This window comes from Cupriavidus sp. KB_39 (assembly GCF_052114485.1).
Classification (GTDB): Bacteria; Pseudomonadota; Gammaproteobacteria; order Burkholderiales; family Burkholderiaceae; genus Cupriavidus.
Map to the genome: position 1 here is coordinate 106,926 of NZ_JBFREV010000012.1, position 24,794 is coordinate 131,719.

Sequence of the window (24,794 nt, forward strand, 5' to 3'; positions counted from 1 at the left end):
TGGCCGAGCCATCAGGCGCGGCGGCCGCTACGGCCGACCCACTGGTGTACCTGCTCGACAGTGCCCTCGGGCGAGCCCTCGTCGCACTGGATGACCAGCAGGTCGCCGGCCACCAGTTGCGAGAGCGCGGTCTCGATGGCGGCGCGGCGRGCGCCTTCGTCGATGATCTTGGTCACGCGGCGGCCTTCGTACAGCCCCTTCTTGACCAGCGCGCGGGCCTCGGCATCGGGCAGGTCGCGCTTCACGCTCTGGTCCTCGCAGAGGAACACGCGGTCGAACGCGGCACCGATGATCTTGCCGTGGCTGACGAGGTCCTCGTCCCGGCGCTGCACGCCGGCGCCGAACACCAGCATGCGGCGCTCGGCGGGGAAGCGGTCGAGCGCGGCGGCCAGCGCCGTCAGCGCGGGCGCGTTGTGCGCGTCATCGACGATCACCGTGGCGCCCTGGCGTTCGAACAGCGTGAAGCGGCCCGGCACGTCCACCTGGCCAACGTCGAACGTCACCACGCCGGCGCGGATCAGGTCGTTGGAAATGCCCAGCGCCCAGCCCGTGGCCACGGCCGCCAGCACGTTCTCGATCTGGAACGCCACGCGGCCCGCGTAGGTCAGCGGAATGGCCGACACATCGGTCAGCGGCATCTCGCTCTGGCCGGTGGCCATCACGACCTTGCCTTCGCGTACGAACACCGCTCGCTTGCCCGCCGCCCGGTGCGCGGCAATCGCCGGCAGGTCGGCGGTGAGGCCGAAGAAGATCACATCGCCATCGCACAGCTCGGCCATCTCCACCAGCCGCGCATCGCCGGCGTTGAGCACCGCCACGCCGTTGTTGAGCACCACGTCCACCTGGGTGCGCAACACGTTGTACATGCGGTCCTCGTCCTCGACGTAGTAGTCGCCGAGGTGGTCCGGCTGGGCGAAGTTGGTCACCACGCCAACCTGGCAACGGTCGTACGGCAGGCCCTGCGACAGGATCATGCCGCTGTCGTTCTCGAACACGGCCGCTTCCACGGCGCGGTTCATCAGGATGCGATGGCCGGCTTCCCAGTTGGCGCGGTCGCCGGTCTCCACCTGGCGGCGGTCCAGGAACAGGCCGTCGCTGCAGGCCAGCCCGGTGTGCTTGCCCGAAAGTTGCAGCAGGCGCGCCACGAGCTTGGCCACCACGGTCTTGCCGTTGTTACCGGTGATGCCGACCACGGGGATGCGGCCGTCATCGGCGCTGCCATCCTTCGCGGCGGGGAACAGATGGTCGATGATGGCGGGGCCCACGGGGCGCGGCGTGCCGTCGGCCGGCTTGATGTGCATCAGCAGGCCCGGGCCGGCGTTCACCTCGACGATGGCGCCGCGCTGGTCGGCCAGCGGACGCGAGATGTCCTCGGCCACGAGGTCCACCCCGGCGATGTCCAGCCCCACCACGCGCGCGGCCAGCGCGGCATGCGCGGCCACGCTCGGGTGCACGCGGTCGGTCACGTCGAAGGCGACGTTGCCGTTGCGCTGGATCAGGATGGTCTTGCCGGCGGGTGCCACGGAATCGCCATCTACCAGGCCCTGGCGCTTCAGTTCCAGCCGTGCGGCGGAATCGAGCCGCACGCGGTTCAGCGGATGGTCCTCGGTGCTGCCCCGGCGCGGATCGGAGTTGATCTGCGAATCGATCAGTTCGTCKATGGTYGAGGTGCCGTCGCCCACGACGCTGGCCGTCTCGCCCATCGCCGCCGCCACGAGCCGGCCGCCCACCACCAGCAGGCGGTGTTCGTTGCCCGGCACGAAGCGCTCGACGATCACGCCGTTGCCTTCGTCGATGGCCACCGAGTAGGCGGTTTCCACTTCCTCGCGCGTCATCAGGTTGGTGAACACGCCGCGGCCATGGTTGCCGTCGTACGGCTTGACCACCACCGGCACGCCGATGCGCTCGGCGGCGTCCCAGGCGTCCTCGGGGCTCTCGACCATGCGGCCTTCCGGTACCGGCACGCCGCAGGATTCCAGCAGCGTCTTGGTCAGGTCCTTGTCGCGCGAGATCGATTCGCCGATGGCGCTGGTCCGGTCGGTCTCGGCGGTCCAGATGCGGCGCTGGCGCGCCCCGTAGCCAAGTTGAACCAGATTGCCGTCGGAGAGTCGGATGGAGGGGATGTCGCGGTCATCGGCGGCATCGACGATGCAGGCGGTGCTCGGGCCGAGGCAATGTTCGTCGACCAGGCGGCGCAGGTTGTCCACGGCGTCGGGTACGTCGAACGGGCGGTCCTCGATGGCGGCCATGACCAGATCACGGGCGGTGAACAGCGCGGCGCGCGTCACCTCCTCGTGCCAGGCCCGGACGATCACCTTGTAGACGCCCCGCACGGGGGTCTCGCGGGCCTTGCCGAAGCCGCCCGGCATGCCGGCCAGGTTCTGCAGTTCAAGCGTCACGTGCTCGAGGATGTGGCCGGGCCACGTCCCTTCCTTGAGCCGCTGCAGGAAGCCGCCGCGCTCGCCAATGCTGCAGCGATGCTCGATCAGCGACGGGAGCCAGGCCGACAGGCGCTCGTAGAACCCCGGGATCTTGTTGGAGGGGAAATCCTCCAGTTCGCCGATATCAACCCATGCCTCCAGCACTGGCCGATATGTCCACATATTCGGGCCGCGCAGCGACATGACATCGAAAATCTCAATGTCCTTCTTTTTCATTGATTTAGCTTGAGGCAGTGGGCGAATGCCCGAGAAATGGGAGCCTAACCTTTCAGTAACGTTTCAACGGCATCAGGGTTGACCCCTGAAGTCCGGAAGACGTTGTGCAGCGCACCAGGCGCCCCGTTTGTTTGCGTTATGTATACTTGCGGGCAAAATCGCGGGCCGCCAGCCGGCTTCCCGCCTAAATTGTTTCAAGTTATGTCCGTGTCTACCCTGTTGTGGACTCACCGCGGACGCATTTCGCGCCAATAATGACCCAATCCTCCCCGTCCGTCCCAATCCCCTCCGGCCCGCAAGGTCGTTGGGGCGCCGAGATCGGCACGAGCCTGCAGCCCGGTGAAACCGTGCTGGCTGGCCTTGACCTGGACCTGGACGCAAGGCTGCATTTTACCCAAGGGTGGCTGGTTGTGACCGACCGCCGGCTGATTGCCCGGGGGGGCGGTGAAAAAAACATCGTCGACTGGGAAATTACGCCTGCCTTGACGCTGACCCATGGCGACCACGCCGGGGTTGGCTCGCTGGAACTGGCCGACGGCCGCGCCCGGCTGGGGAGCTGGCGCTACACGCTTGGTTACAATCCCGACGCCCTGCGGCTGGCCGATCAGTTCGAAGCCCGCCGCGCGCTGCTCGCCACCGGCCAGGCCGCCGTGCCGGCCGACGACGATGTCTGCCCCACCTGCAAGGCCCCGCTGCCCCCCGGCGAGGACGTCTGCCCCCAGTGCAGCCGCGACCTCGAGACCCCGCCATCCACCTGGGCGCTGCTGCGCCTGTGGCGCTTCGCACGGCCCTACCAGTGGGAGCTGCTGGCCGGCTTCCTGCTGACCCTGCTCGGCACCGCCGCCACGCTGGTGCCGCCGTACCTGACCATGCCGCTGATGGACAAGGTGCTGATTCCGTACCAAAACGGCGTGCCGATCGACTATGAGCGCGTCAAGATGTACCTGGCCGGGCTGCTCGGCGCCGCGCTGGTGGCGTGGAGCCTGGGCTGGGCGCGGACGTATCTGCTGGCGCGTGTATCCGAGCGCATCGGCGCCGATCTGCGCACAACAACGTACGAACACCTGCTAAAACTGTCCCTCGAATACTTCGGTGGCAAGCGCACGGGCGACCTGATGGCCCGTATCGGCTCCGAAAGCGACCGCATCTGCGTCTTCCTGTCGCTCCACCTGCTCGATTTCGCGACCGATGTGCTGATGATCGTCATGACGGCCATCATCCTCATCTCGATCAATCCCTGGCTGGCGCTGGTGACGCTGGTGCCGCTGCCGTTCATCGCCTGGATGATCCACCTCGTGCGGGACCGSCTGCGTCACGGCTTYGAGAAGATCGACCGCATCTGGTCCGAGATCACCAATGTGCTGGCCGAYACGATTCCCGGCATCCGCGTGGTCAAGGCCTTCGCCCAGGAAAAGCGCGAGGTCGACCGCTTTCGCGAGGCGAACAAGCACAATCTGGCCGTCAACGATCGCGTCAATGCCGTCTGGTCGCTGTTCACGCCTACGGTGACGCTGCTGACCGAAGTGGGCCTGCTGGTGGTCTGGATCTTCGGCATCTGGCAGGTCAGCCACGACGCCATCACGGTCGGCGTGCTGGTCGCCTTCCTGACCTATATCAGCCGTTTCTACACGCGGCTGGATTCGATGAGCCGGATCGTGTCGGTCACGCAGAAGGCTGCCGCCGGCGCCAAGCGGATCTTCGACATCCTGGACCATGTGTCGAGCGTGCCCGAGCCGCAGCGCCCGGTGCATCTCGATAAGGTGGAGGGCGCCATCGAACTGCGCGACCTCGGCTTCCGCTACGGCAACCGCGCGGTGATCCGCGGCCTGAACCTGTCGATCCGGCCGGGCGAGATGATCGGGCTGGTCGGCCACAGCGGCTCGGGCAAGAGCACGCTKGTYAATCTGATCTGCCGCTTCTACGATGTGTCCGAAGGCGCGATCCGCGTGGATGGCATCGACATCCGCTCGCTGCCGGTGTCGGAGTTCCGCCGCCATATCGGACTGGTACTACAAGAGCCGTTCCTGTTCTTCGGCACGATTGCCGACAACATCGCCTACGGCAAGCCCGACGCCACGCGCGAAGAAATCGTCGCCGCAGCGCGGGCCGCGCATGCGCACGAGTTCATCCTGCGCCTGCCGCACGGCTATGACTCGCTGGTAGGGGAGCGCGGGCAAGCGCTGTCCGGCGGGGAGCGCCAGCGCATCTCCATCGCACGCGCGCTGCTGATCAATCCGCGCATCCTGATCATGGACGAGGCCACGTCGTCGGTGGACACCACCACGGAGAAGGAGATCCAGAAGGCGCTGGATAACCTCGTGCAGGGACGTACGACCATTGCGATCGCGCACCGGTTGTCCACGCTGCGGAAGGCCGATCGCCTCGTGGTGATGGATCGCGGACAGATTGTCGAAGTCGGCAATCACGACGAACTGCTCGCGCGCGAAGGCGCCTACTACAAGCTCTACCAGGCGCAGGCGCGCAATGTCGATGCCGATGCAGACCTGCCCAGCGCGGGCGAACGCCTCGATACGGAGGCCGTCAATGCGCAGTGATTCTTCAGGTGATTCGATTTCTCGGCAAACCGCTATGCAGACGCCCGATTACACGTTGTCCCGCAACCCGTTCGGCAAGCTCGTTCTGACGACGGCCGACGGCACGGCGCACGAGGGCGTGGTGCCTGTGCGCGCCTTCCCGATTGCCGCGCCCGACGACGGTGTCGGCTTGATCAGTACCGATGGCCGCGAATTGGCGTGGATTCCGCGCCTCGATACCCTGCCGGCGCCGATGCGTGCCCTGATCGAGTCCGAACTGGCCGCGCGCGAGTTCATGCCGGAAATTCGTAGCATTGTGGGTGTGTCCACCTATGCCACGCCGAGCGTCTGGACGGTGCGGACGGATCGTGGCCAGACCGACCTCGTGCTGCGCGGCGAAGAGGACATTCGTCGACTGACCGGCAGCACGCTGCTGATCTCCGACAACCACGGCATTCATTACCTGATTCGCGACCTGTCCGCGCTCGACAAACCCAGCCGCAAAATACTCGATCGCTTTCTTTGATTTATAGTCTTGTTCGCGCAAGCAAAAACGGCACGCCCTCGGGCGTGCCGTTTCAATTTCCGAGGTTGGATTTAGTGCAGCATGGACGGCATATCGTCGTCTTCGTCATCCCAGTCTTCATGCATGATGGGAGACTCCGGCGCCATATCCCACACCATGGAATGGAAACGCGGCGTGAACCATTCGCGGAACATGGCCAGGGACATATTCTCGGGCCACATGGAATCATCAAACCATTCGCCCAACATGAATTCGAAGAACGCCTGCCAGCGCTTTTCCACCCAGCGCATAGCAGTCTCCGGGGAATCCGCCACTTCCGACGGCAACAGAAAGACGCTGGCGTCGTCGCGGACGTCCTCGAGCGACAGGCCCGGCACGGGCTCCGGGTCGACGGCCTTGATCCAGTCCAGGAACGGCTGCTCGGGCAGCAGCATGACCATGGAGCGGTTGAGGGTGAAGCGGGGGTGGTCGGTCATGGAGTTGGGCAGGAAGAGGCGGGCGTCCATTGTAGCCCCGTGCGGCCAAGGGACCCATGCGTTATCTCGTGTCCTGGAGGAAGGCTTCAGGAAAATGGCAAATCTGCCGATATCCATGGGATCTGGCATTGGAGATTGGCAATGAGCCTCACATTCCAAGCGCCCGGTGAGGCGGTCGCCCAGACGGCGACGGAGCGCTTTGCCGAGGCGGAGAAGCACGAAGACCGGCAAGTGCGCTGGGCTGCGCAGGCGGCCATCGCGCTGGATTCCGGCGATATGTACCTGGTAGGCCTGGTGCTGTTCAAGGCCATCCAGGAGTACGGCATGGAAGCGTTTGCCGACCTCAGCGGGCAGGCCCCGGGCCGCCTGCAGCGGCTGTGGATGCCGGGCGTGTTGGTATCAGTGAACGAGGCCTCCCAACTGTTCGGCCTGCTTGGCGTGCACGTAGCGCTGGACCGCTTCTATGCCGCGCGCCTGGCAGCGAGCCAGCCGGCGGAATCGGTGCACTGAGCGTGCATCGAGCGGCCAATGGATTTTGGCCCGGTAGAAAAGAAAAAACCCCGTCATCGATTGACGGGGTTTTTGCTTGTCCGGCGTTTCCTGAAGCAAAAGGAATGTCGGGCGGTAATACTGGTGGAGCCGGCGGGAATCGAACCCGCGTCCGCAAGCCCTCCACAGAGAGTTCTACATACTTAGTTCTGTCATTTGTTTTAACCGCCGCATCGCGGACGAACACGCTCTACGACGGCGAGTCACTAGGTTTTCGTCCTCGGGCCCGTGACACTCCCGAAGCTTATCTGACGTAAATGACCTCGCCAGTTCTTGCGAACCCTAGCCCGTCAGCGAGCCAGTGCGAGGACGGCTAGCCCTTAGGCAGCCAGTGCGTAACGTTCGTCGTTAGCAGTTATTACATTCCCATTGATTAACGAGGTGACGGGTCCTCGGTATGCCCTCCACTGCTTCGCAACCCACGTCGAAACCAGGTCGGCCCCAGTGTGAAGATGTAGGAGACGGATTGTACTCGCTTTGGCTGCCTGCCGGGGGCTTCAGTTCCCGAACAGCGCCAGCAGCTCGGCCGGGTGACGGATCAGGTAGTCCGCGCCCCAGGCTTCGGGCGGCTCGCCGTCGCCACAGTAGCCGTACGCGGCGGTCACCGTGGCCATGCCGGCCGCTTTGCCGGCCTGGATGTCGCGCAGGTCGTCACCTACATACAGGCAGCGTGCCGGTGCCACGCCGCTGACCTCGGCTGCATGCAGCAGCGGGGCGGGGTGGGGTTTGGCATGCGCGGTGGTGTCGCCGCTGACCACAGCCGAGGCGCGCGGCGCAAGGCCGATCGCGGCCACCAGCGGCACCGTGAAGCGGGCGATCTTGTTGGTCACGATGCCCCAGCGGATGCCGGCGGCTTCCAGCCGGGCCAGCACCTCGTCCATGCCGTCGAACAGGCGGGTGTGCACCGCGATGTCGGCCTCGTAGTAGTCGAGGAAGGTATCGCGCAGGGCGGGGAAGTCGGGGTCCTCGGGCGACTTGCCGAACGCCGCGCCGATCAGGCCGCGCGCGCCGTGCGAAGCCACCGGGCGCAACTTCTCATAGGCCACGGGCGGCAGGCCGCGCTCCACCACGAGCCGGTTGGCGGCTGCGGCGAGGTCAGGGGCTGTGTCGGCGAGCGTGCCGTCGAGATCGAAAAATACCGCGTCGAAGGTGCGCATGATTCAGTCCGCCGCCTTCGGCGCCGTCTTGCGGAAGGCCATCATGTAGTTGACGCCCGTGTCATGGCCGAGCGAGTACGTCTGCGACAACGGGTTGTAGGTCATGCCGCGCATCTCGATCAGGTCCAGCCCGGCCTGGCGCGCGAAGCGGGCCATTTCCGATGGCGTGATGAACTTCTCGTAGTCGTGGGTGCCGCGCGGCAGCATGTTCAGCACGTATTCGGCGCCGACGATGGCCAGCAGGTAGGCCTTGAGGTTGCGGTTGATCGTCGAGAAGAAGACGTAGCCGCCCGGGCGGACCAGTGTCGTGCAGGCGCGCACGATGGAGGCGGGGTCGGGCACGTGCTCGAGCATTTCCATGCAAGTGACCACGTCCACGCTGCCGGGGATGCGCGCGGCGAGGTCCTCGACGGCGATTTCCTCGTAGGTGACCGGCACGCCGGACTCCAGGCTATGCAGGTCCGCTACCTTGAGTGCCTTGGTAGACAGATCGATGCCGCGCACGGTGGCGCCAAGGCGCGCCATGCTTTCGGACAGGATGCCGCCTCCGCACCCAACGTCGATCACCTGTTTGCCGGGCAGGCGGGCGATGCCGTCGATCCAGCCCAGGCGCAGCGGGTTCAGGTCGTGGAGCGGCTTGAACTCGCTGTTCGGGTCCCACCAGCGGTGGGCCAGCTCGCTGAACTTGTCGATCTCTTTCGGATCGGCGTTGCGACCGGTGGGGCTGCCAGCGGGGGAAAGGGTGGAGGTTTGCGACATCGTCAAAGGAGTGAGGTCCCGGGCGCACGGCCCGAAACCTGAGTGCGGAGAGAAGCGTCCGGCAACTGTACCAAAAATAGCGGGCAAAAAAAAAGCCCAGCTTGCGCTGGGCTTTCTTCATCGGAGAGGATCCGATTAACGTGCGCTGCGGGTGCCGACCACTTCGACTTCCACGCGACGGTTCGGCTGCTGGCAGGCGATCTGTGCCGTGCGGTTGCCCTTGCACGACTTCGGATCCACCTTCAGCTGGCGCTTGCCCTTGCCTTCGGTGTACACGCGGTTGGCTTCCACGCCCTTGCTCACCAGGTAAGCCTTGACGGATTCAGCACGACGGATCGACAGGCGATCGTTGTACTTGTCCGAACCGAACGCGTCGGTGTGGCCCACGGCGATGATCACTTCGAGGGTGATGCCTTGCAGCTTCGAGACCAGGTCGTCCAGCTTGGCCTTGCCTTCGGGCTTCAGAACAGCCTTGTCGAAGTCGAACAGGGTGTCAGCTGCGAAAGTGACCTTCTCGCTCGACACAACCGGAGGAGCCACCGGGGTCGGTGCCTGGGCCGGAGCAGCAGCCGGAGCCAGTGCGCCATCGCACAGGGCATTGGCCGTTGCCGGGGTCCAGGAGCTGTCGCGCCAGCAGAGCTCGTTCGTGCCATTCTTCCACACGTACTCGCTCGTACCGTTGCCCCAGTTGTCGTTCACAGCCTTCTTTTCATAGGGGACGGACTGGGCTTGAGCGGATGCAGCCATTACTGCGGTAGCTGCAACGAGCGCGAGCTTGGCAAATTTTTTCATATTTCTCCTCTCAGGATGAGATCACCGCAGGGTTACTGCGAGCAAATGGACGAAAACAAGTCATACATTCTTCGGAGTATAACATTCTCGATGTGGTGGATGCTCCACTTCGAACAATGTCTGGCTCTTCGCTGGGGAATTGTGCCACAAGGCTCGTTTCCTAAGAAGTAAATATATTCGATTCAACCCTGGGGTTTTAGCCCTGTGGTGTTTGTGCAACATCGCTCTTGCGGCGCCCGCAAACCCTTGTCCCGTATGGCTTGCGGGCGGYAGGCGCGGCGCTCCGGAGGGCGCTGGCGGGCCTGTTTCCGGGCCGTCCGGCGGGCGTCGGGAAGGGGTGGCGCGCGTGGTAGAATGCCATGTTGCCCGTCCTGGACAGGCGCCCCCGCCGGCGCCCCGGGACCAGGGTCTCATTCGCTAAAACCCGCCGCATAAACCAAGCCGCAATGGATCAATTCGCCAAAGAAACGCTTCCGGTTTCCCTGGAAGAGGAAATGCGCCGCTCATACCTGGATTACGCGATGAGCGTTATCGTCGGGCGTGCGCTTCCCGACGTCCGGGATGGCCTGAAACCAGTACATCGGCGCGTGCTCTTTGCGATGCATGAGCTGAATAACGACTGGAACCGGGCCTATAAGAAATCGGCCCGTATTGTCGGYGATGTGATCGGTAAGTATCACCCGCACGGCGACACCGCCGTTTATGACACGATCGTCCGCATGGCGCAGCATTTCTCGCTGCGCTACATGCTGGTGGACGGGCAGGGCAACTTCGGCTCGGTCGATGGGGATAACGCGGCAGCCATGCGTTATACCGAAATCCGCCTGTCGAAAATTGCGCATGAAATGCTCCACGATATCGACAAGGAAACTGTCGATTTCGAGCCGAACTACGACGGTTCGGAAAAAGAACCGGGTATTTTGCCGGCGCGTATTCCGAATTTGCTGATCAATGGCTCGTCGGGTATTGCGGTGGGCATGGCCACCAATATTCCGCCGCATAACCTCAATGAGGTGGTCGACGCCTGCCTGCATCTGCTGCGCAATCCCGACGCCACGGTGGATGACCTGATCGAACTGGTGCCAGCGCCCGATTTTCCGACGGCCGGCATTATCTACGGCATCCAGGGCGTGCGCGAAGGCTATCGCACGGGCCGGGGCCGCATCATCATGCGCGCCCGGACGCACTTCGAGGACATCGACCGCGGCCAGCGCCAGGCGATCATCGTCGACGAACTGCCGTACCAGGTGAACAAGCGGACGCTTCTCGAGCGCATCGCCGAGCTGGTGACCGAGAAGAAGGTCGAGGGCATTTCCGACATCCGCGACGAGTCCGACAAGTCGGGCATGCGCGTGGTGGTCGAACTGAAGCGCAACGAAGTGCCCGAGGTTGTCCTGAACAACCTATATAAGAAYACCCAGCTGCAGGACACCTTCGGCATGAACATGGTGGCGCTGGTCGACGGCCAGCCGCGCCTGCTGAACCTGCGCCAGATGCTGGACGCGTTCCTGTCGCACCGGCGCGAGGTGGTCACCCGCCGCACCGTGTTCGAGCTGCGCAAGGCGCGGGAGCGCGGTCACGTGCTGGAAGGCCTGGCCGTGGCGCTGGCGAACATCGACGAGTTCATCGCGATCATCAAGGCCGCGCCGACGCCGCCGATCGCCAAGCAGGAGCTGATGGCCAAGTCGTGGGATTCGGCACTCGTGCGCGACATGCTCGCGCGTGCCGAAAGCGACACTGCCGGCGGCCGTGCCTCGTATCGTCCGGATGGCCTGCCCGCCCTGTTCGGCATGCAGCCGGACGGCCTGTACCGCCTCTCCGACGGCCAGGCGCAGGAAATCCTGCAAATGCGCCTGCAACGCCTCACGGGCCTGGAGCAGGACAAGATCGTCCAGGAATACCGTGAAGTGATGGCGGTGATCGCGGACCTGCTGGACATCCTGGCGCGTCCGGAACGTATTACGACCATCATCACCGACGAACTCGGTGCCATCCGCGCCGAATTTGGCGACGAGCGCCGTTCCACCATCGAACTGAACGCGACCGAACTCGACACCGAGGATCTGATCACGCCGCAGGACATGGTGGTCACGCTCTCGCACAGCGGCTATATGAAGAGCCAGCCGATTTCCGAATACCGCGCGCAGAAACGTGGCGGGCGCGGCAAGCTGGCGACGGCCACCAAGGAAGACGACTGGATCGACACGCTGTTCGTGGCCAACACGCACGATTACATCCTGTGCTTCTCGAACCGCGGCCGGCTGTACTGGCTCAAGGTGTACGAGGTGCCGCAGGGGTCGCGCAACTCGCGTGGCCGTCCGATCGTTAACATGTTCCCGCTGGCCGATGGCGAGAAGATCAATGTGATCCTGCCGGTGCGCCAGTTCGACGCCGAGCACTTCATCTTCATGGCCACCGCACGCGGCACGGTCAAGAAGACCGCGCTGACCGAGTTCTCGAACCCGCGCAAGGCCGGCATCATCGCCGTGGACCTGGACGAGGGCGATTTCCTGATCGGCGCCGCCGTGACCGACGGCCAGCATGACGTGATGCTGTTCTCGGACGCCGGCAAGGCCGTGCGCTTCGACGAAAACGACGTGCGTCCGATGGGCCGTCAGGCCCGCGGCGTCCGCGGCATGAACCTCGAGGAAAGCCAGGCGGTCATCGCCATGCTGGTGGCGCCGGCAGAAACTGCGGTGGCTGAATCGACGGATTCTGCCGAATCGGCGGAAGCGACCGAAGGCAGTGCGGGTTCCGAGACCGCCGTCGCGGCGGTGGGCAGCGTGCTGACCGCCACCGAGAACGGCTACGGCAAGCGCACGCCGATCTCGGAATACACTCGACATGGCCGCGGCACCAAGGGCATGATTGCGATCCAGACCAGCGAGCGCAATGGCCGCGTGGTGGCTGCCGCGCTGGTATCKCCCGAGGACGAGATCATGCTGATCACGACCGGCGGCGTGCTGATCCGCACCCGTGTGGCCGAGATCCGCGAGATGGGCCGCGCCACGCAGGGCGTGACCCTGATCAACGTGGACGAGGGCACCAAGCTGTCGGGCCTGCAACGGATTGTCGAGACCGATGCCGATAATGGCGCCGGGATCGAGGGTGCCGAGGATGCGGACGCCGATGTGGTGGAAGGGGCCGCTGGCACCGCCGGGGCCGAAGGCGCCGACGGCGCAACCGACGCGGACGCGAATTCGTAATTTGTTGCAACAACAGGACGCCGGCCGGAACTCGCCAGACGGCCGTGCGGACTAAATCGGACATATTTTCCAGGGAGTCATAATGCTCAAAACCTATCGACGTATTGCTGTTCTGGCTGCTTTTGTCCCGACGATGATGGTGGCCCAGGCCGCCCACGCTCAGGCGCAGGATGCCGACAAGACCGCCGCCATCAAGGAACTGCTCTCCGTCATGCAGGCCGACCAGGCCGTGAAGGGCCAGGCCGACAACTGGCAGAACGGCGCCAAGCAGGAAGCGCCGCTGGTCCTCGAGCAAGTCCTCGTGGAAAACAAGACGCTGAACGACAAGCAGAAGCAGGCCGCTGTCGACAAGCTGAAGAAGAACGGCGCGGTGCAGCGCATGGTGGATGGCGCCGGTACGGCGTTCAACACCGACGGTTTCCGCCAGGACGCCATCAAGGCCCACTACGACGCGTTCGGCAAGTATTACAGCACGCAGGAAATCAAGGACCTGACCACGTTCCTGAAGTCGCCGACCGGCCAGAAGTTCATGGCCAACCAGGGCAAGGCGACCCAGGAAATCTGGGGTTCGATGATGCAGAAGTACGGCCCGCAGGTTGGCAAGTCGATGCGTGACTCGGCCGAGAAGGAAATCGCCGCCGCTTCGAAGTAAGTGATCCGCAAGGAATCGACGGCCGATCCGGCCGCCGAGCCGCTGCCCTAGCGGCGCGCGTTTGAGGGATAATGGCTGCCTGGTTCAAACCGGCAGCCATTTTTCCTTCTTCCTCCATGAACGATCCCCAGAATCCCGCCCTCGCTGGCCTGCAACGCAATGTGGCCGAGCGCGTGTTCAATTTCTCGCCCGGTCCGGCCGCACTGCCGACCGAAGTCCTGCAGCAGGCGGCCGAGGAAATGCTGTCGTGGCGCGGCACCGGCGTGTCGGTCATGGAGATGAGCCACCGCAGCCGCGAGTTCGAGGGGATCCACAACGAAGCCCTCGCCGATCTGCGAGAACTGCTCCATGTGCCGAAGAACTTCCGCATCCTYTTCCTGCAGGGCGGGGCGATTGGCSAGAATGGCATCGTGCCGCTGAACCTGGCCAGCCGCGTCAATGCGGCCAAGCCGAAGACCGATTTCGTCGTGACCGGCACGTGGTCGGTCAAGACCGAGCAGGAAGCGCGCCGCTATGGCGAGGTCAATATCGCGGCCTCRAGCGCGGATCGTAAATTTACGAARATTCCGGATGTCGCCRGYTGGAAGCTGTCCGACGACGCGGCCTATGTGCACCTGTGCACGAACGAGACCATCGTCGGCGTGGAGTTCCAGGAGATTCCYGACATCGGCCAGACCGGCACGCACGACAAGGGCCGCATCGTGGTGGCCGACGCGTCCAGCCATATCCTGTCGCGCCCGATCGACTGGTCGCGCGTGCAGGTGGTGTACGGCGGGGCGCAGAAGAACATCGGCCCGGCCGGCGTGACCATCGTCATCGTGCGCGAGGACCTGATCGGCTTCGCGCACCCGCTGTGCCCGTCGGCGTTCAACTGGCGCCAGGTGGCCGAGCATGATTCGATGTACAACACGCCGCCCACCTATGCGATCTATATCGCCGGGCTCGTGTTCAAGTGGCTCAAGGCCCAGGGCGGCGTGGCCGGCATCGAGCAGCGCAATATCGCCAAGGCGCAGGCGCTGTACCGCTTCCTGGACCAGAGCGACTTTTACCGTAACGAGATTGACCCCAGCTGCCGCTCGCGCATGAACGTACCGTTCTTCCTGCGCGACGAATCGCGCAACGAAGCGTTCCTGACCCAGGCGCGCGCGAATGGCCTGGTACAGCTCAAGGGCCACAAGTCCGTGGGCGGCATGCGCGCCAGCATCTACAACGCCATGCCTCTGGAAGGCGTGACCGCGCTGATCGATTTCATGCGCGAATTCGAGCGTACCGCCGCCTGACGGCGGATTTGCACCGATTCTTCCCGGCCGCCGCCCCGGCGCGGCCCACCAGGCTTTGACATGACTAGCGAAGACAAGCGCGCGAGCAACGACGCGCCGCCCACAGGGAACCCCGGTCCCAGCGCCCAGGAGCAGGCGCTGTCCGCCGACCTCGCGCCGCTGCGCGGCSAGATCGACGCGGTGGACMGCGAACTGCTGGCGCTGCTGAACCGCCGCGCCCAGCTCGCCCTCGACGTGGGCGAGGTCAAGAAGAAGTACGGCGCGCCCGTGTTTCGTCCCGAACGTGAACTGCAGGTCATCCGCAAGGTGCAGGGCGCCAACCCGGGCCCGCTGCTGGGCGAGAGCGTGGCGTCGATCTGGCGCGAGGTGATGTCTGCCTGCCGTGGGCTGGAAAAGCCGCTTGAGATTGCGTTCCTCGGCCCGGCCGGCACGTTCTCCGAGCAGGCGCTGTACGCGCATTTCGGCCACGAAGTGAGCGGCGTGCCGTGCCCGAGCATCGACGAGGTGTTCCGCGCCGTGGAAGCCGGCACCGTCGAATATGGCGTGGTGCCCGTGGAGAACTCGACCGAAGGCGCGGTGTCGCGCACGCTCGACCTGTTCCTGCAGACCTCGCTAAAGATCAGCGGTGAGATTGCGCTCAAGGTCCATCACAACCTGATGGCCTCCACGCCGGACATGAAGGGCGTGACCGTGGTTCGCGCGCACGCCCAGGCGCTGGCGCAGTGCCAGCACTGGCTCACGGCCAACTATCCGCACCTGGAGCGCCAGGCGGTCTCGAGCAATGCCGAAGCTGCACGCATGGCGAGCGAAGACCCCACCGTGGCGGCCATCGCCGGCGAGTCGGCGGCCAACCGTTACCACCTGCATCTGGTGCGCACGCATATCCAGGACGATCCGCATAACCGCACGCGCTTTGCCGTGATTGGCCGTTATGAGACCGAGCCCTCGGGCAGYGATCAGACGTCTCTCATCCTGTCGGTGCCGAACAAGGCCGGTGCGGTGTACCAGTTGCTGGCGCCGCTGGCCGAGAACGGCGTGTCGATGTGCCGGTTCGAATCGCGTCCCGCGCGCAGTGGCGCGTGGGAGTACTACTTCTATGTGGACGTGGAAGGCCACCAGCACGAGGCCGCCGTGGCGCGCGCCCTGGAGGAACTGAAGCGCAATGCCGCGTACTTCAAGGTGCTCGGCTCATACCCGTCCAGCAAGTAAGCATCAAGGAGCGAACATGGCAGAACCAGGTAGCGCCGCCGACGACGCGCAGAATGCCGCCCACTATTTCGGGCCGTCCTATGTGAGAAAGATCTCGCCATACATCGCCGGCAAGCCAATTGCCGAGGTGGCGCGCGAGTTCGGGCTGGATGAGGCGCGCATCGTCAAGCTGGCCTCGAACGAGAACCCGCTCGGCATGCCGGCCTCCGCCAAGTCCGCAATTGCGGTGGCGATGGACGAACTGGGTCGCTATCCGGACAGCAACGGTTTCGAGCTGAAGGCGAAGCTTTCGGCGAAATACGATGTCCCGGCCGAATGGCTGACCCTCGGCAACGGCAGCAATGACATCCTGGAACTGGCCGCCCACGCGCTGGTGCGGCCAGGCGAGTCGATCGTCTATGCCGAATACTCGTTTGCCGTCTATGCGCTCGCCTCGCAGGAAGTGGGCGCGCGCGCTATCGAGGTGAAGGCGCGCGACTACGGCCACGACCTCGGCGCGATGGCTGCGGCGATTGCGCCCGACACGCGCCTGGTCTTCATCGCCAATCCGAACAACCCGACCGGCACGTTCATTCCGGCGGYCGAGATCGAGGCGTTTCTGGCGAAAGTGCCATCCAATGTGGTGGTCGTGCTGGACGAGGCCTATAACGAATATCTCGATGCGGACCAGCAGTACGAGTCCGTGGCGTGGGTGCGCAAGTATCCGAACCTGATGGTTTCGCGCACGTTCTCGAAGGCCTATGGCCTGGCCGGGCTGCGCGTGGGCTACGGCGTTGCCCAGCCGCCGCTGACCGACCTGCTGAACCGCGTGCGCCAGCCGTTCAACGTGAACAGCCTGGCCCAGGCTGCCGCCGTGGCGGCGCTGGGCGATGCCGATTTYCTTGGCCGCAGCGCCACGCTGAACCGCGAAGGCAAGGCCCAGCTGGTGGCGGCGTTCGACCGGCTTGGCCTAGAGCACGTGAAGTCCTCCGGCAATTTCGTCATGGTCCGTGTGGGCACCGACGATGGTGCCGGCGCGCGGGTGAATCTGGCGCTGCTGAAGCAGGGTGTGATCGTGCGGCCGGTGGCCAACTACGGCCTGCCGCAGTGGCTGCGCGTGACGATCGGCCTGCCCGAGGAGAACGCCGCGTTTATCGCCGCGCTCGAGCAGGCCTTGCAGTGATGAAGATGTCCGATTTTAAGTTTTCTGCCACGCAGGTGGCCTGATACCGTGAGCGCTCTGCATTTTTCCCGGGTTGTGATTGTCGGCGTGGGCCTGATTGGCGGCTCGCTGGCGCTGTCGCTGAAGCGCGCAGGCGTGGTGGGCACCGTGGTGGGCGTGGGCCGTTCGGCGGCCTCGCTCGAAAAGGCCAAGACGCTGGGCGTGATCGACGAGATTGCCTCGCTCGAAGACGCCGCGCGTGGCGCCAGCCTGATCGTGCTGTGCGCGCCGGTCGCCCAGACCTTCGCGCTGTTGCACGCGCTGGAGCCGCACCTGCAGCCGGGCACGATCGTGACCGACGCGGGCAGCACCAAGTCCGACGTGATCATGGCCGCCAAGACCGCCCTCGGCGACAAGGCTGCCCAGTTCGTCCCCGCCCACCCGATTGCTGGCCGCGAGCTGAGCGGCGTGGAGGCGGCGCTGAACGACCTCTACCTCGGCAAGAAGGTGGTGCTGTGCCCGTTGCAGGAGAACGCGCGGACTGACGTGGCCGCCGTGCGCGCGATGTGGGAATGCACCGGCGCCGATTGTCATGTGATGTCCGCGGTACAGCACGACGCCGTGTTCGCGGCGGTGAGCCACCTGCCGCACCTGCTGGCCTTCGCGCTGGTCGCCCAATTGGTCAATGCCGAGGATGCCGCGCTGAAACTCGATTTCGCAGGCGGTGGGTTCCGCGACTTCACGCGCATCGCGGGCTCCTCGCCCGAGATGTGGCGCGACATCTGCATCGCCAACAAGGAGGCGTTGCTGCGCGAGATCGACACCTATGAGAAGGTGCTCGCGCACCTGAAGACCCAGATCAAGGATGGCGATGGCGAGGGCCTGGAGCGCGTGTTCACGCGGGCCAGCGGCGCCCGCCTGAAGTGGGGCACCGCGCGCGCGGCTGCCACCAACGTCGAACCCTGAAGCGCGGAAGCCGCCCACATCATGGAACATCTGACCCTCGGCCCCCTGACGCGTGCTTCCGGCACGGTGCGGCTGCCCGGCTCGAAAAGCATCTCCAACCGCGTGCTGCTGCTGGCGGCGCTTGCCACCGGCCAGACGCGCGTGCGCGACCTGCTSGATTCCGACGACACCCGCGTCATGCTCGACGCCCTCAAGGTGCTCGGTGTGACCTGGCAGCGCGATGGTGGCGACTGCATCGTCACCGGCGCAGGTAGCAACTTTCCGAATAAATCGGCCGATCTGTTCATGGGCAACGCCGGCACGGCGATCCGTCCGCTGACCGCAGCGCTGGCCCTGCAGGGCGGCACGTACCGGCTCTCCGGCGTGCCGCGCATGCACGAACGGCCCATCGGCGATCTGGTCGATGGCCTGCGGCAGGTGGGGGCGTCCGTCGATTACCTCGGCACGGAAGGCTACCCGCCGCTCCAGATCAATCCGGCGCAGATCCGCATCGACGCGCCGATCCGTGTGCGCGGCGACGTATCGAGCCAGTTCCTGACCGCGCTGCTGATGACGCTGCCGATGGCCAGCGCGCCGTCCGGCCGCATCGAGATCGAGGTGGTCGGCGAGCTGATTTCGAAGCCGTATATCGAGATCACGCTGAACCTGCTCGCGCGCTTCGGCATCGACGTGGAGCGGCAGGGCTGGGAGCGCTTCATCCTGCCGGCGGGCGCGCAGTACCGCTCGCCGGGCGAGATCTATGTGGAAGGCGACGCCTCCACGGCATCGTATTTTCTTGCAGCCGGCGCGATCGGCGGCGGTCCGGTGCGCGTGGAAGGCGTGGGCCTGTCCAGCATCCAGGGCGACGTGCGCTTCGCCGATGCGCTGAACCGGATGGGCGCCAACGTCATGGCCGGCGACAACTGGGTCGAGGTGCGCGGCACCGAGCGCGACGACGGCCGGCTGAACGGCATCGAACTCGACTGCAACCACATTCCCGATGCCGCGATGACGCTGGCCGTGGCCGCCCTGTTCGCGGAAGGCACCACCACGCTGACCAATATCGCCAGCTGGCGGGTCAAGGAAACGGACCGGATTGCGGCGATGGCCACCGAACTGCGCAAGCTCGGCGCTACGGTGGAAGAGGGCGCCGACTACCTGCGTGTGACGCCGCCGCCCTCTGCGGCCGACTGGCGCACGCCAGCCGACGGCATCGGCACCTATGATGATCACCGCATGGCGATGTGCTTTTCGCTGGCGGCTTTCGGCCCGCTGCCGGTACGGATCAACGATCCCGGCTGCGTGGCCAAGACATTCCCGGAGTACTTCTCGGTGTTTGCCGGGGTGGCGCGGTAAGCGGTCACTCCGGTCAAATAGTGGCCGTGGCGTGCACCCCGTGTCCGGCGTGCGCGCTGGCGGCGCCGGACGCACTGCGTTCGCGCCGTTCCCAGTATTTATCGAAGAAGTAGTGGGCCACGGTATTCACGGCCGGCTCGATGAAGGTGATGGCACCGCTGATGGCCAGATTGCCAGTCAGCGCATAGGTCACGCTGAAGGCGATGCCCAGGTGCATGATGCCGAAAGTCAGGGTCTTGGCCATGATAGATTGCCTCGCATTCTTGGATTTGGCTCGGGATTCGGGATGGCTCGCCCGGGCTGTTCTGTGGGGACGGGTGGCGGGGAGGCCGCCCGTGCGAGCCATGGAACCAATGATAATGATTCTTAATTGATTTARAAAATCAATAGTTTTTAGCGCGCTAATAACCAATGACTATGATCGACGTCATCACCATTGATGGCCCCACGGCGTCCGGCAAGGGCACCGTGGCGCACAAGGTGGCCGACGCCCTTGGCTTTCACCTGCTCGACAGCGGTGCCCTCTACCGGCTCGTGGCGCTGGCGAGCGACCGCGCGGACGTGGACCTGCAGGACGTGTCCACTCTGGCAAAGATGGCGGCCCGCCTCGATGTGAAGTTCGGCCCGGACCGGGTCTGGCTGTCCGGCGAGGAGGTGAGCCAGGCCATCCGCGCCGAAGCCATCGGCAACCGCGCCTCGGCCATCGCCGTGCACCAGCCCGTGCGTGATGCGTTGACGGCACTCCAGCGCGGCTTCCGCAAGCTGCCCGGCCTCGTGGCCGACGGCCGCGACATGGGCACGGTGATCTTTCCCGAGGCCCGCCTCAAGGTCTTCCTGACCGCAAGTGTCGAGGCACGCGCCCGCAGGCGCTATAAACAATTGATTGATAAGGGAATTTCTGCTAATATCGAAGACCTTTTGCGTGACCTTGAGGCGCGCGACGCGCGGGATCGTTCCCGTGCCGCCGCCCCGCTGCGTCCCGCCGAAGACGCGCAACGGCTCGATACCTCCGACATGTCGGTAGATGAGGCCGTGGCGCAGGTGCTGGAGTGGTACACCGCCGTACGGCGTTGAACCGGTCTGGCGCCAACTGGAGCCTTGCCCCGGATGACCGGTGCAAGGCGTTCATCAACTAACCCCGCTGCGATGGCAGACTGAGCGCGATTGTCGCGCCGGCCAGCGTACTGCGGACTGCTCACACACGTTTATGTCCGACCTGCAAACTAACGAATCCTTTGCCGCACTGTTCGAGGAATCCGTCGCCCGCTCCAATATGAAGGCTGGCGAAGTGATCTCCGCTGAAGTCGTGCGCATCGACCACAACTTCGTGGTCGTCAACGCCGGCCTCAAGTCCGAGGCATTTGTGCCGGTGGAGGAGTTCCTGAACGACCAGGGCGAACTCGAAGTGCAGGCCGGCGACTATGTCTCCGTGGCCATCGATGCGCTCGAGAACGGCTATGGCGACACGATTCTGTCCCGCGACAAGGCCAAGCGCCTGGCATCGTGGCTGAACCTCGAGAAGGCGCTGGAAGACGGCGAAATCATCTCGGGTACCGTGACCGGCAAGGTCAAGGGCGGCCTGACCGTGATGGTCAATGGCATCCGTGCCTTCCTGCCCGGTTCGCTCGTCGACGTGCGTCCGATCAAGGACACCACGCCGTACGAAGGCAAGACCCTCGAATTCAAGGTTATCAAGCTCGACCGCAAGCGTAACAACGTTGTGCTGTCGCGCCGTGCCGTGGTGGAAGCCACGCTGGGCGAAGAGCGCCAGAARYTGATGGAGACGCTGAAGGAAGGCGCCATCGTCAACGGTATCGTCAAGAACATCACCGACTACGGCGCGTTCGTGGACCTGGGTGGCATCGACGGCCTGCTGCACATCACCGACCTGGCATGGCGTCGCGTGCGTCATCCGAGCGAAGTGCTGTCGGTTGGCCAGGAAATCACCGCCAAGATCCTCAAGTTCGACCAGGAAAAGAACCGCGTCTCGCTGGGCGTGAAGCAACTGGGCGAAGATCCGTGGGTGGGCATTTCGCGTCGCTACCCGCAAGGCACCCGCCTGTTCGGCAAGGTGACCAACCTGACCGACTACGGCGCGTTCGTCGAGATCGAAGCCGGCATCGAAGGCCTGGTCCACGTGTCCGAAATGGACTGGACCAACAAGAACGTGGCCCCGTCGAAGGTTGTCCAGCTGGGCGACGAAGTGGAAGTCATGGTTCTGGATATCGACGAAGACAAGCGTCGTATCAGCCTGGGCATGAAGCAGTGCAAGGCCAATCCGTGGGACGATTTCAGCCGCAACCACAAGAAGGGCGACAAGCTGACGGGCCAGATCAAGTCGATCACCGACTTCGGCGTGTTCATCGGCCTGCCCGGTGGCATCGACGGCCTGGTGCACCTGTCCGACCTGTCCTGGCAAGAAACCGGCGAAGAGGCCGTGCGCAAGTACAAGAAGGGCGACGAAGTGGAAGCCGTGGTTCTGGGCATCGACGTCGACAAGGAACGCATCTCGCTGGGTATCAAGCAGCTGTCGGGCGACCCGTTCAACAACTTCATCTCGGCCAACGACAAGGGTTCGCTGGTCAACGGCGTGATCAAGGCCGTTGATGCCAAGGGCGCCGTGGTGCAGCTGGCTGACGACGTGGAAGGCTACCTGCGCGCCTCGGAAATCTCCGCGGACCGCGTGGAAGATGCCCGCAACGTGCTGAAGGAAGGCGAGCAGATCACGGCCCTGGTGGTGAACGTGGACCGCAAGTCGCGCAACATCAACCTGTCGATCAAGGCCAAGGACAACGTGGAACAGCAGGAAGCCATGCAAAAGTTCCAGGCTGACACCGGCACGGCTGGCACGACCAACCTCGGCGCACTGCTGAAGGCCAAGCTCGGCCAGGACAACCAGTAATCGTCAGCGCCCGCGCCCGCGAGACCGCCCATGACCAAGTCCGAGCTCGTCGAAAAACTGGCTGCCCGTTTCCCGCAGTTGTTGCTGCGGGATGCGGACATCTCGGTGAAAACGATTCTCGACGCGATGTCCGAAGCCCTGGCCGATGGCCATCGCATCGAGATTCGCGGCTTCGGCAGCTTTGGTTTGAATCGGCGGCCTCCGCGCGTGGGCCGCAACCCCAAGTCCGGCGAACGTGTGCTGGTGCCCGAAAAACGGGTGCCGCACTTCAAGGCGGGCAAGGAGTTGCGCGAACGCGTGGACCGTAGCCCGGGGCCGTCGCATAACGGCCAGACCGTGCATCACGGCAATGGCTCGCATGGCGATCACGCCGCGCAGGCCATGTCCGGCGCGCAGGTATCGGCTCCGGCCGGCACGCTGCACGAGGATGGCCAGCTCAACCTGGTTCGGTCCTGACGCGAACGCGGTGACAATCTGGAAGTCTGTTGGAAAGCGCTCCCTCGGGAGCGCTTTTTTGTTTGGGGCGCCACGGTGCGCGGCGCGACCAAACGTTACCGTTTGCCTGAAGTGATTCCGCTACAATGCCGGGAACCCGTCGCCGGGAGCCATGGCGCACATTACGCGCGTCCATGCTTTCGTTGTCCTGAGTCCCGATGGCCGTCACCGCATGAAACTCATCGCCTGGATTTTCCGCATCGTCCTGTTCGCCCTGCTGTTCGTCCTGGCATTGCGCAACACCGAGGATGCGTCCCTGCAGCTGTTCCTTGGCGCCGTGTGGCATGCGCCGCTGATCCTGATCCTGCTGGCCGCGTTCGGGCTGGGTATCGTCGCGGCGCTGGCCGCGGTGGCGCCGGCGCTGATGCGTCAGCGGATGGAGGCCACGCGGCTGCGCCGCGCGCTGGCCCAGGCGCGCGTGCCGATGCCGGCGGACACCGTGCCGCCCGAGGCCAAGCCCGGCGTTCCCTATAACGTAGTCGGCCCGAAAGTCTGACCCATGATGTTTGAAACCTGGTGGCTGCTGGTACTGCCGCTTGTCTTTGGCCTTGGCTGGGTGGCGGCGCGGTTCGACCTGCGCCAGTTGATCAGCGAGCAGGGCGCGCTGCCGCGCTCGTATTTCAAGGGCCTCAATTTCCTGCTCAACGAGCAACCGGACCAGGCCATCGACGCCTTCGTCGAAGTGGCCCGGCTCGACCCCGAAACCACCGAACTCCACTTCGCGCTGGGCGCGCTGTTCCGCCGCCGTGGCGAGACCGAACGCGCGATCCGCGTTCATCAGAACCTGGCCACGCGTCCGGACCTGCCCGAGCCCGAGCGCGAGCACGCGCTCTATGAACTGGGCCAGGACTTCCTGCGCGCCGGGCTGCTCGACCGCGCCGAGGAGTCGCTGCGCCGGCTGATGTCGGGCCCGTACGCGGCGTCGGCCAAGCGTGTGCTGTTGGAACTGTACGAAGTCGAGAAGGAATGGCAGAAGGCCATCGACGCCGCGCGCGAGCTGCAGACGCTTGAGCAGAAAGACTACAGCATCCAGATCGCCCAATTCTGCTGCGAACTGGCGCAGGACGCGCTCCAGAAGAAGCGGCCCGAGGACGCCGTGGCGTGGCTGCGCCGCGCGAGCGAGGAGAACCCGGCCAACGTGCGCGCGCCGATCCTGCTTGGCGACGTAGCGATGGCTAGCGGCGACGCCCGCGCCGCGCTGGGCCACTGGCTCGGCATTGAGACGCAGGATGCGGCCTACCTGCCGCTGGTGGCCGACCGCGTGGTCAAGGCCTACGGCACGCTCGGCGAACAGGGCCAGGCCATCGACTGGCTGCGCGGGCTGCTCAAGGGGAACCTCGCGCCGGAACTGCTCGATACCGCCTATCGCACCGAACTGGACGTGAACGGCCCGGAGGCGGCCGCCGCGCTGATGCGCGAGCAACTGCGCCGCCAACCCACGCTGCTGGCGCTGACCCGCTACTTCGAGGCGCAGGCCGCCGAGATGCAGGCCGTGGAAACCGCTGCTGCCGAAGGCGATGCCGTGGCCACGGCTGGCGGCGAAGCCGTCGCGCAGGACCAGACGTCAGAGGTGGTCGCCATCCGCGACCTGCTGCAAGTGCGCACGCGCAACCTCGCCCGCTACACCTGCCGCGAATGCGGCTTCCGCGCCCGGCTGTTCTACTGGCAGTGCCCCGGCTGCAATCGCTGGGAAACCTATGCCCCACGCCGCTCCGAAGCGCTTGGCTGATCGCAGTCTTTTGTTGAGCCCCTCCCTGTCCTGGAGCTTCTGCTATGAAAGTCACAATTATCGGTAGCGGCTATGTAGGCCTGGTCACCGGCGCCTGCCTGGCGGAACTCGGCAATTCGGTGTTCTGTCTCGATGTGGACGAACGCAAGATCGCCATGCTCAACGCGGGCGGCGTGCCGATCTATGAGCCGGGTCTCAAGGAACTGATCGAGCGCAACCGCGCCGCCGGCCGCCTGACCTTCTCGACCGATGTGGCCGCCAGCGTGGAGCACGCCGACGTGCAGTTCATCGCCGTGGGCACGCCGCCGGACGAGGATGGCTCGGCGGACCTGCAATACGTGCTGGCCGCCGCGCGCAATATCGGCCGCCACATGACCGGCCTCAAGGTGGTGGTGGACAAGTCCACGGTCCCAGTGGGCACCGGCGACC

Annotated in this window: 22 protein-coding genes and 1 other RNA gene; 16 read left to right on the forward strand and 7 right to left on the reverse strand. The window is 64.9% G+C overall.

Features of this window, described 5'->3' with window-relative positions; translation table 11 throughout:
* Positions 1 to 11: 11 nt before the first annotated feature.
* Positions 12 to 2,657, reverse strand: a complete 2,646-nt coding sequence (gene cphA / locus AB4Z27_RS11970; protein WP_092298374.1) for a cyanophycin synthetase — start codon at positions 2,655 to 2,657, stop codon at positions 12 to 14.
* Between the two features lie 254 nt (positions 2,658 to 2,911).
* Between cphA and AB4Z27_RS11975 the strand changes: the two genes are divergently transcribed.
* The gene (locus AB4Z27_RS11975; RefSeq protein WP_092298377.1) at positions 2,912 to 5,212 is read left to right on the forward strand and encodes a cyanophycin metabolism-associated ABC transporter; all 2,301 of its coding nucleotides are present in this window, start codon (positions 2,912 to 2,914) and stop codon (positions 5,210 to 5,212) included.
* Between the two features lie 34 nt (positions 5,213 to 5,246).
* Complete coding sequence (locus AB4Z27_RS11980) at positions 5,247 to 5,717, forward strand: cyanophycin metabolism-associated DUF1854 family protein (protein ID WP_092298380.1); 471 nt, start codon at positions 5,247 to 5,249, stop codon at positions 5,715 to 5,717.
* A gap of 71 nt (positions 5,718 to 5,788) precedes the next feature.
* Here the strand turns inward: AB4Z27_RS11980 and AB4Z27_RS11985 are convergent, their stop codons facing one another.
* The gene (locus AB4Z27_RS11985; RefSeq protein ID WP_092298480.1) at positions 5,789 to 6,193 is read right to left on the reverse strand and encodes a hypothetical protein; all 405 of its coding nucleotides are present in this window, start codon (positions 6,191 to 6,193) and stop codon (positions 5,789 to 5,791) included.
* Positions 6,194 to 6,334: 141 nt separating this feature from the next.
* On the opposite strand from AB4Z27_RS11985, the gene AB4Z27_RS11990 reads away from it, so the two are divergent.
* Complete coding sequence (locus AB4Z27_RS11990; protein ID WP_092298383.1) at positions 6,335 to 6,703, forward strand: hypothetical protein; 369 nt, start codon at positions 6,335 to 6,337, stop codon at positions 6,701 to 6,703.
* Between the two features lie 121 nt (positions 6,704 to 6,824).
* Here the strand turns inward: AB4Z27_RS11990 and ssrA are convergent.
* The 4 genes from ssrA to ompA form a co-directional block, all read right to left on the reverse strand.
* Positions 6,825 to 7,185: a transfer-messenger RNA gene (gene ssrA / locus AB4Z27_RS11995) on the reverse strand.
* A gap of 54 nt (positions 7,186 to 7,239) precedes the next feature.
* Positions 7,240 to 7,899: a phosphoglycolate phosphatase gene (gph, locus tag AB4Z27_RS12000; protein WP_092298386.1), complete on the reverse strand. Its 660-nt coding sequence runs from the start codon at positions 7,897 to 7,899 to the stop codon at positions 7,240 to 7,242.
* A 3-nt stretch (positions 7,900 to 7,902) separates the two neighbouring features.
* The gene (ubiG, locus tag AB4Z27_RS12005) at positions 7,903 to 8,658 is read right to left on the reverse strand and encodes a bifunctional 2-polyprenyl-6-hydroxyphenol methylase/3-demethylubiquinol 3-O-methyltransferase UbiG (RefSeq protein ID WP_092298389.1); all 756 of its coding nucleotides are present in this window, start codon (positions 8,656 to 8,658) and stop codon (positions 7,903 to 7,905) included.
* A 135-nt stretch (positions 8,659 to 8,793) separates the two neighbouring features.
* Positions 8,794 to 9,450 (reverse strand): outer membrane protein OmpA, encoded by a 657-nt coding sequence (ompA, locus tag AB4Z27_RS12010; RefSeq protein ID WP_092298392.1) that lies wholly within the window; start codon positions 9,448 to 9,450, stop codon positions 8,794 to 8,796.
* Positions 9,451 to 9,896: 446 nt separating this feature from the next.
* Between ompA and gyrA the strand changes: the two genes are divergently transcribed.
* The 7 genes from gyrA (at position 9,897) to aroA (ending at position 19,239) form a co-directional block, all read left to right on the forward strand.
* Positions 9,897 to 12,656, forward strand: coding sequence for a DNA gyrase subunit A (gene gyrA / locus AB4Z27_RS12015; protein ID WP_441591889.1), 2,760 nt, complete (start codon positions 9,897 to 9,899; stop codon positions 12,654 to 12,656).
* A gap of 82 nt (positions 12,657 to 12,738) precedes the next feature.
* Complete coding sequence (locus AB4Z27_RS12020; protein WP_092298398.1) at positions 12,739 to 13,308, forward strand: DUF2059 domain-containing protein; 570 nt, start codon at positions 12,739 to 12,741, stop codon at positions 13,306 to 13,308.
* 116 nt (positions 13,309 to 13,424) lie between these two features.
* Positions 13,425 to 14,588, forward strand: coding sequence for a 3-phosphoserine/phosphohydroxythreonine transaminase (serC, locus tag AB4Z27_RS12025; protein ID WP_441644530.1), 1,164 nt, complete (start codon positions 13,425 to 13,427; stop codon positions 14,586 to 14,588).
* Positions 14,589 to 14,648: 60 nt separating this feature from the next.
* Positions 14,649 to 15,797 (forward strand): prephenate dehydratase, encoded by a 1,149-nt coding sequence (gene pheA, locus AB4Z27_RS12030; RefSeq protein ID WP_441644531.1) that lies wholly within the window; start codon positions 14,649 to 14,651, stop codon positions 15,795 to 15,797.
* A 16-nt stretch (positions 15,798 to 15,813) separates the two neighbouring features.
* On the forward strand, positions 15,814 to 16,959 hold the full coding sequence (hisC, locus tag AB4Z27_RS12035; RefSeq protein WP_441644532.1) for a histidinol-phosphate transaminase: 1,146 nt from the start codon (positions 15,814 to 15,816) through the stop codon (positions 16,957 to 16,959).
* Positions 16,960 to 17,007: 48 nt separating this feature from the next.
* The gene (locus AB4Z27_RS12040; RefSeq protein ID WP_092298410.1) at positions 17,008 to 17,904 is read left to right on the forward strand and encodes a prephenate dehydrogenase; all 897 of its coding nucleotides are present in this window, start codon (positions 17,008 to 17,010) and stop codon (positions 17,902 to 17,904) included.
* A gap of 21 nt (positions 17,905 to 17,925) precedes the next feature.
* Positions 17,926 to 19,239, forward strand: coding sequence for a 3-phosphoshikimate 1-carboxyvinyltransferase (gene aroA, locus AB4Z27_RS12045; RefSeq protein WP_441644533.1), 1,314 nt, complete (start codon positions 17,926 to 17,928; stop codon positions 19,237 to 19,239).
* A 13-nt stretch (positions 19,240 to 19,252) separates the two neighbouring features.
* Here aroA and AB4Z27_RS12050 read toward each other — a convergent pair whose 3' ends face one another.
* Entirely contained in the window at positions 19,253 to 19,483 is a 231-nt protein-coding gene (locus tag AB4Z27_RS12050) for a DUF2061 domain-containing protein (protein WP_092298416.1), read from the reverse strand.
* Between the two features lie 167 nt (positions 19,484 to 19,650).
* On the opposite strand from AB4Z27_RS12050, the gene cmk reads away from it, so the two are divergent.
* The 6 genes from cmk to AB4Z27_RS12080 form a co-directional block, all read left to right on the forward strand.
* Positions 19,651 to 20,313 carry a (d)CMP kinase gene (gene cmk / locus AB4Z27_RS12055; RefSeq protein ID WP_092298419.1) on the forward strand — a complete coding sequence of 221 codons (663 nt, stop codon included), beginning with the start codon at positions 19,651 to 19,653 and terminating at the stop codon, positions 20,311 to 20,313.
* 40 nt (positions 20,314 to 20,353) lie between these two features.
* Complete coding sequence (rpsA, locus tag AB4Z27_RS12060; protein ID WP_255370926.1) at positions 20,354 to 22,141, forward strand: 30S ribosomal protein S1; 1,788 nt, start codon at positions 20,354 to 20,356, stop codon at positions 22,139 to 22,141.
* Positions 22,142 to 22,171: 30 nt separating this feature from the next.
* On the forward strand, positions 22,172 to 22,597 hold the full coding sequence (locus AB4Z27_RS12065; RefSeq protein ID WP_092298425.1) for an integration host factor subunit beta: 426 nt from the start codon (positions 22,172 to 22,174) through the stop codon (positions 22,595 to 22,597).
* A 211-nt stretch (positions 22,598 to 22,808) separates the two neighbouring features.
* Positions 22,809 to 23,132: a lipopolysaccharide assembly protein LapA domain-containing protein gene (locus tag AB4Z27_RS12070; protein ID WP_092298428.1), complete on the forward strand. Its 324-nt coding sequence runs from the start codon at positions 22,809 to 22,811 to the stop codon at positions 23,130 to 23,132.
* Between the two features lie 3 nt (positions 23,133 to 23,135).
* The gene (lapB, locus tag AB4Z27_RS12075) at positions 23,136 to 24,365 is read left to right on the forward strand and encodes a lipopolysaccharide assembly protein LapB (protein WP_441591895.1); all 1,230 of its coding nucleotides are present in this window, start codon (positions 23,136 to 23,138) and stop codon (positions 24,363 to 24,365) included.
* Between the two features lie 44 nt (positions 24,366 to 24,409).
* The coding region (locus AB4Z27_RS12080) for a 2-dehydropantoate 2-reductase N-terminal domain-containing protein (protein WP_441644534.1) at positions 24,410 to 24,794 on the forward strand (385 nt) is incomplete at its 3' end.

Bases quoted from the DNA above. Each gene is read 5' to 3' on its own strand.
- AB4Z27_RS11980 (WP_092298380.1), top strand. From the start codon at position 5,247: ATGCAGACGCCCGATTACACGTTGTCCCGCAACCCGTTCGGCAAGCTC.
- AB4Z27_RS11985 (WP_092298480.1), bottom strand. From the start codon at position 6,193: ATGACCGACCACCCCCGCTTCACCCTCAACCGCTCCATGGTCATGCTG.
- AB4Z27_RS11990 (WP_092298383.1), top strand. From the start codon at position 6,335: ATGAGCCTCACATTCCAAGCGCCCGGTGAGGCGGTCGCCCAGACGGCG.
- gph (WP_092298386.1), bottom strand. From the start codon at position 7,899: ATGCGCACCTTCGACGCGGTATTTTTCGATCTCGACGGCACGCTCGCC.
- ubiG (WP_092298389.1), bottom strand. From the start codon at position 8,658: ATGTCGCAAACCTCCACCCTTTCCCCCGCTGGCAGCCCCACCGGTCGC.
- ompA (WP_092298392.1), bottom strand. From the start codon at position 9,450: ATGAAAAAATTTGCCAAGCTCGCGCTCGTTGCAGCTACCGCAGTAATG.
- AB4Z27_RS12020 (WP_092298398.1), top strand. From the start codon at position 12,739: ATGCTCAAAACCTATCGACGTATTGCTGTTCTGGCTGCTTTTGTCCCG.
- AB4Z27_RS12050 (WP_092298416.1), bottom strand. From the start codon at position 19,483: ATGGCCAAGACCCTGACTTTCGGCATCATGCACCTGGGCATCGCCTTC.
- cmk (WP_092298419.1), top strand. From the start codon at position 19,651: ATGACTATGATCGACGTCATCACCATTGATGGCCCCACGGCGTCCGGC.
- AB4Z27_RS12065 (WP_092298425.1), top strand. From the start codon at position 22,172: ATGACCAAGTCCGAGCTCGTCGAAAAACTGGCTGCCCGTTTCCCGCAG.
- AB4Z27_RS12070 (WP_092298428.1), top strand. From the start codon at position 22,809: ATGAAACTCATCGCCTGGATTTTCCGCATCGTCCTGTTCGCCCTGCTG.
- lapB (WP_441591895.1), top strand. From the start codon at position 23,136: ATGATGTTTGAAACCTGGTGGCTGCTGGTACTGCCGCTTGTCTTTGGC.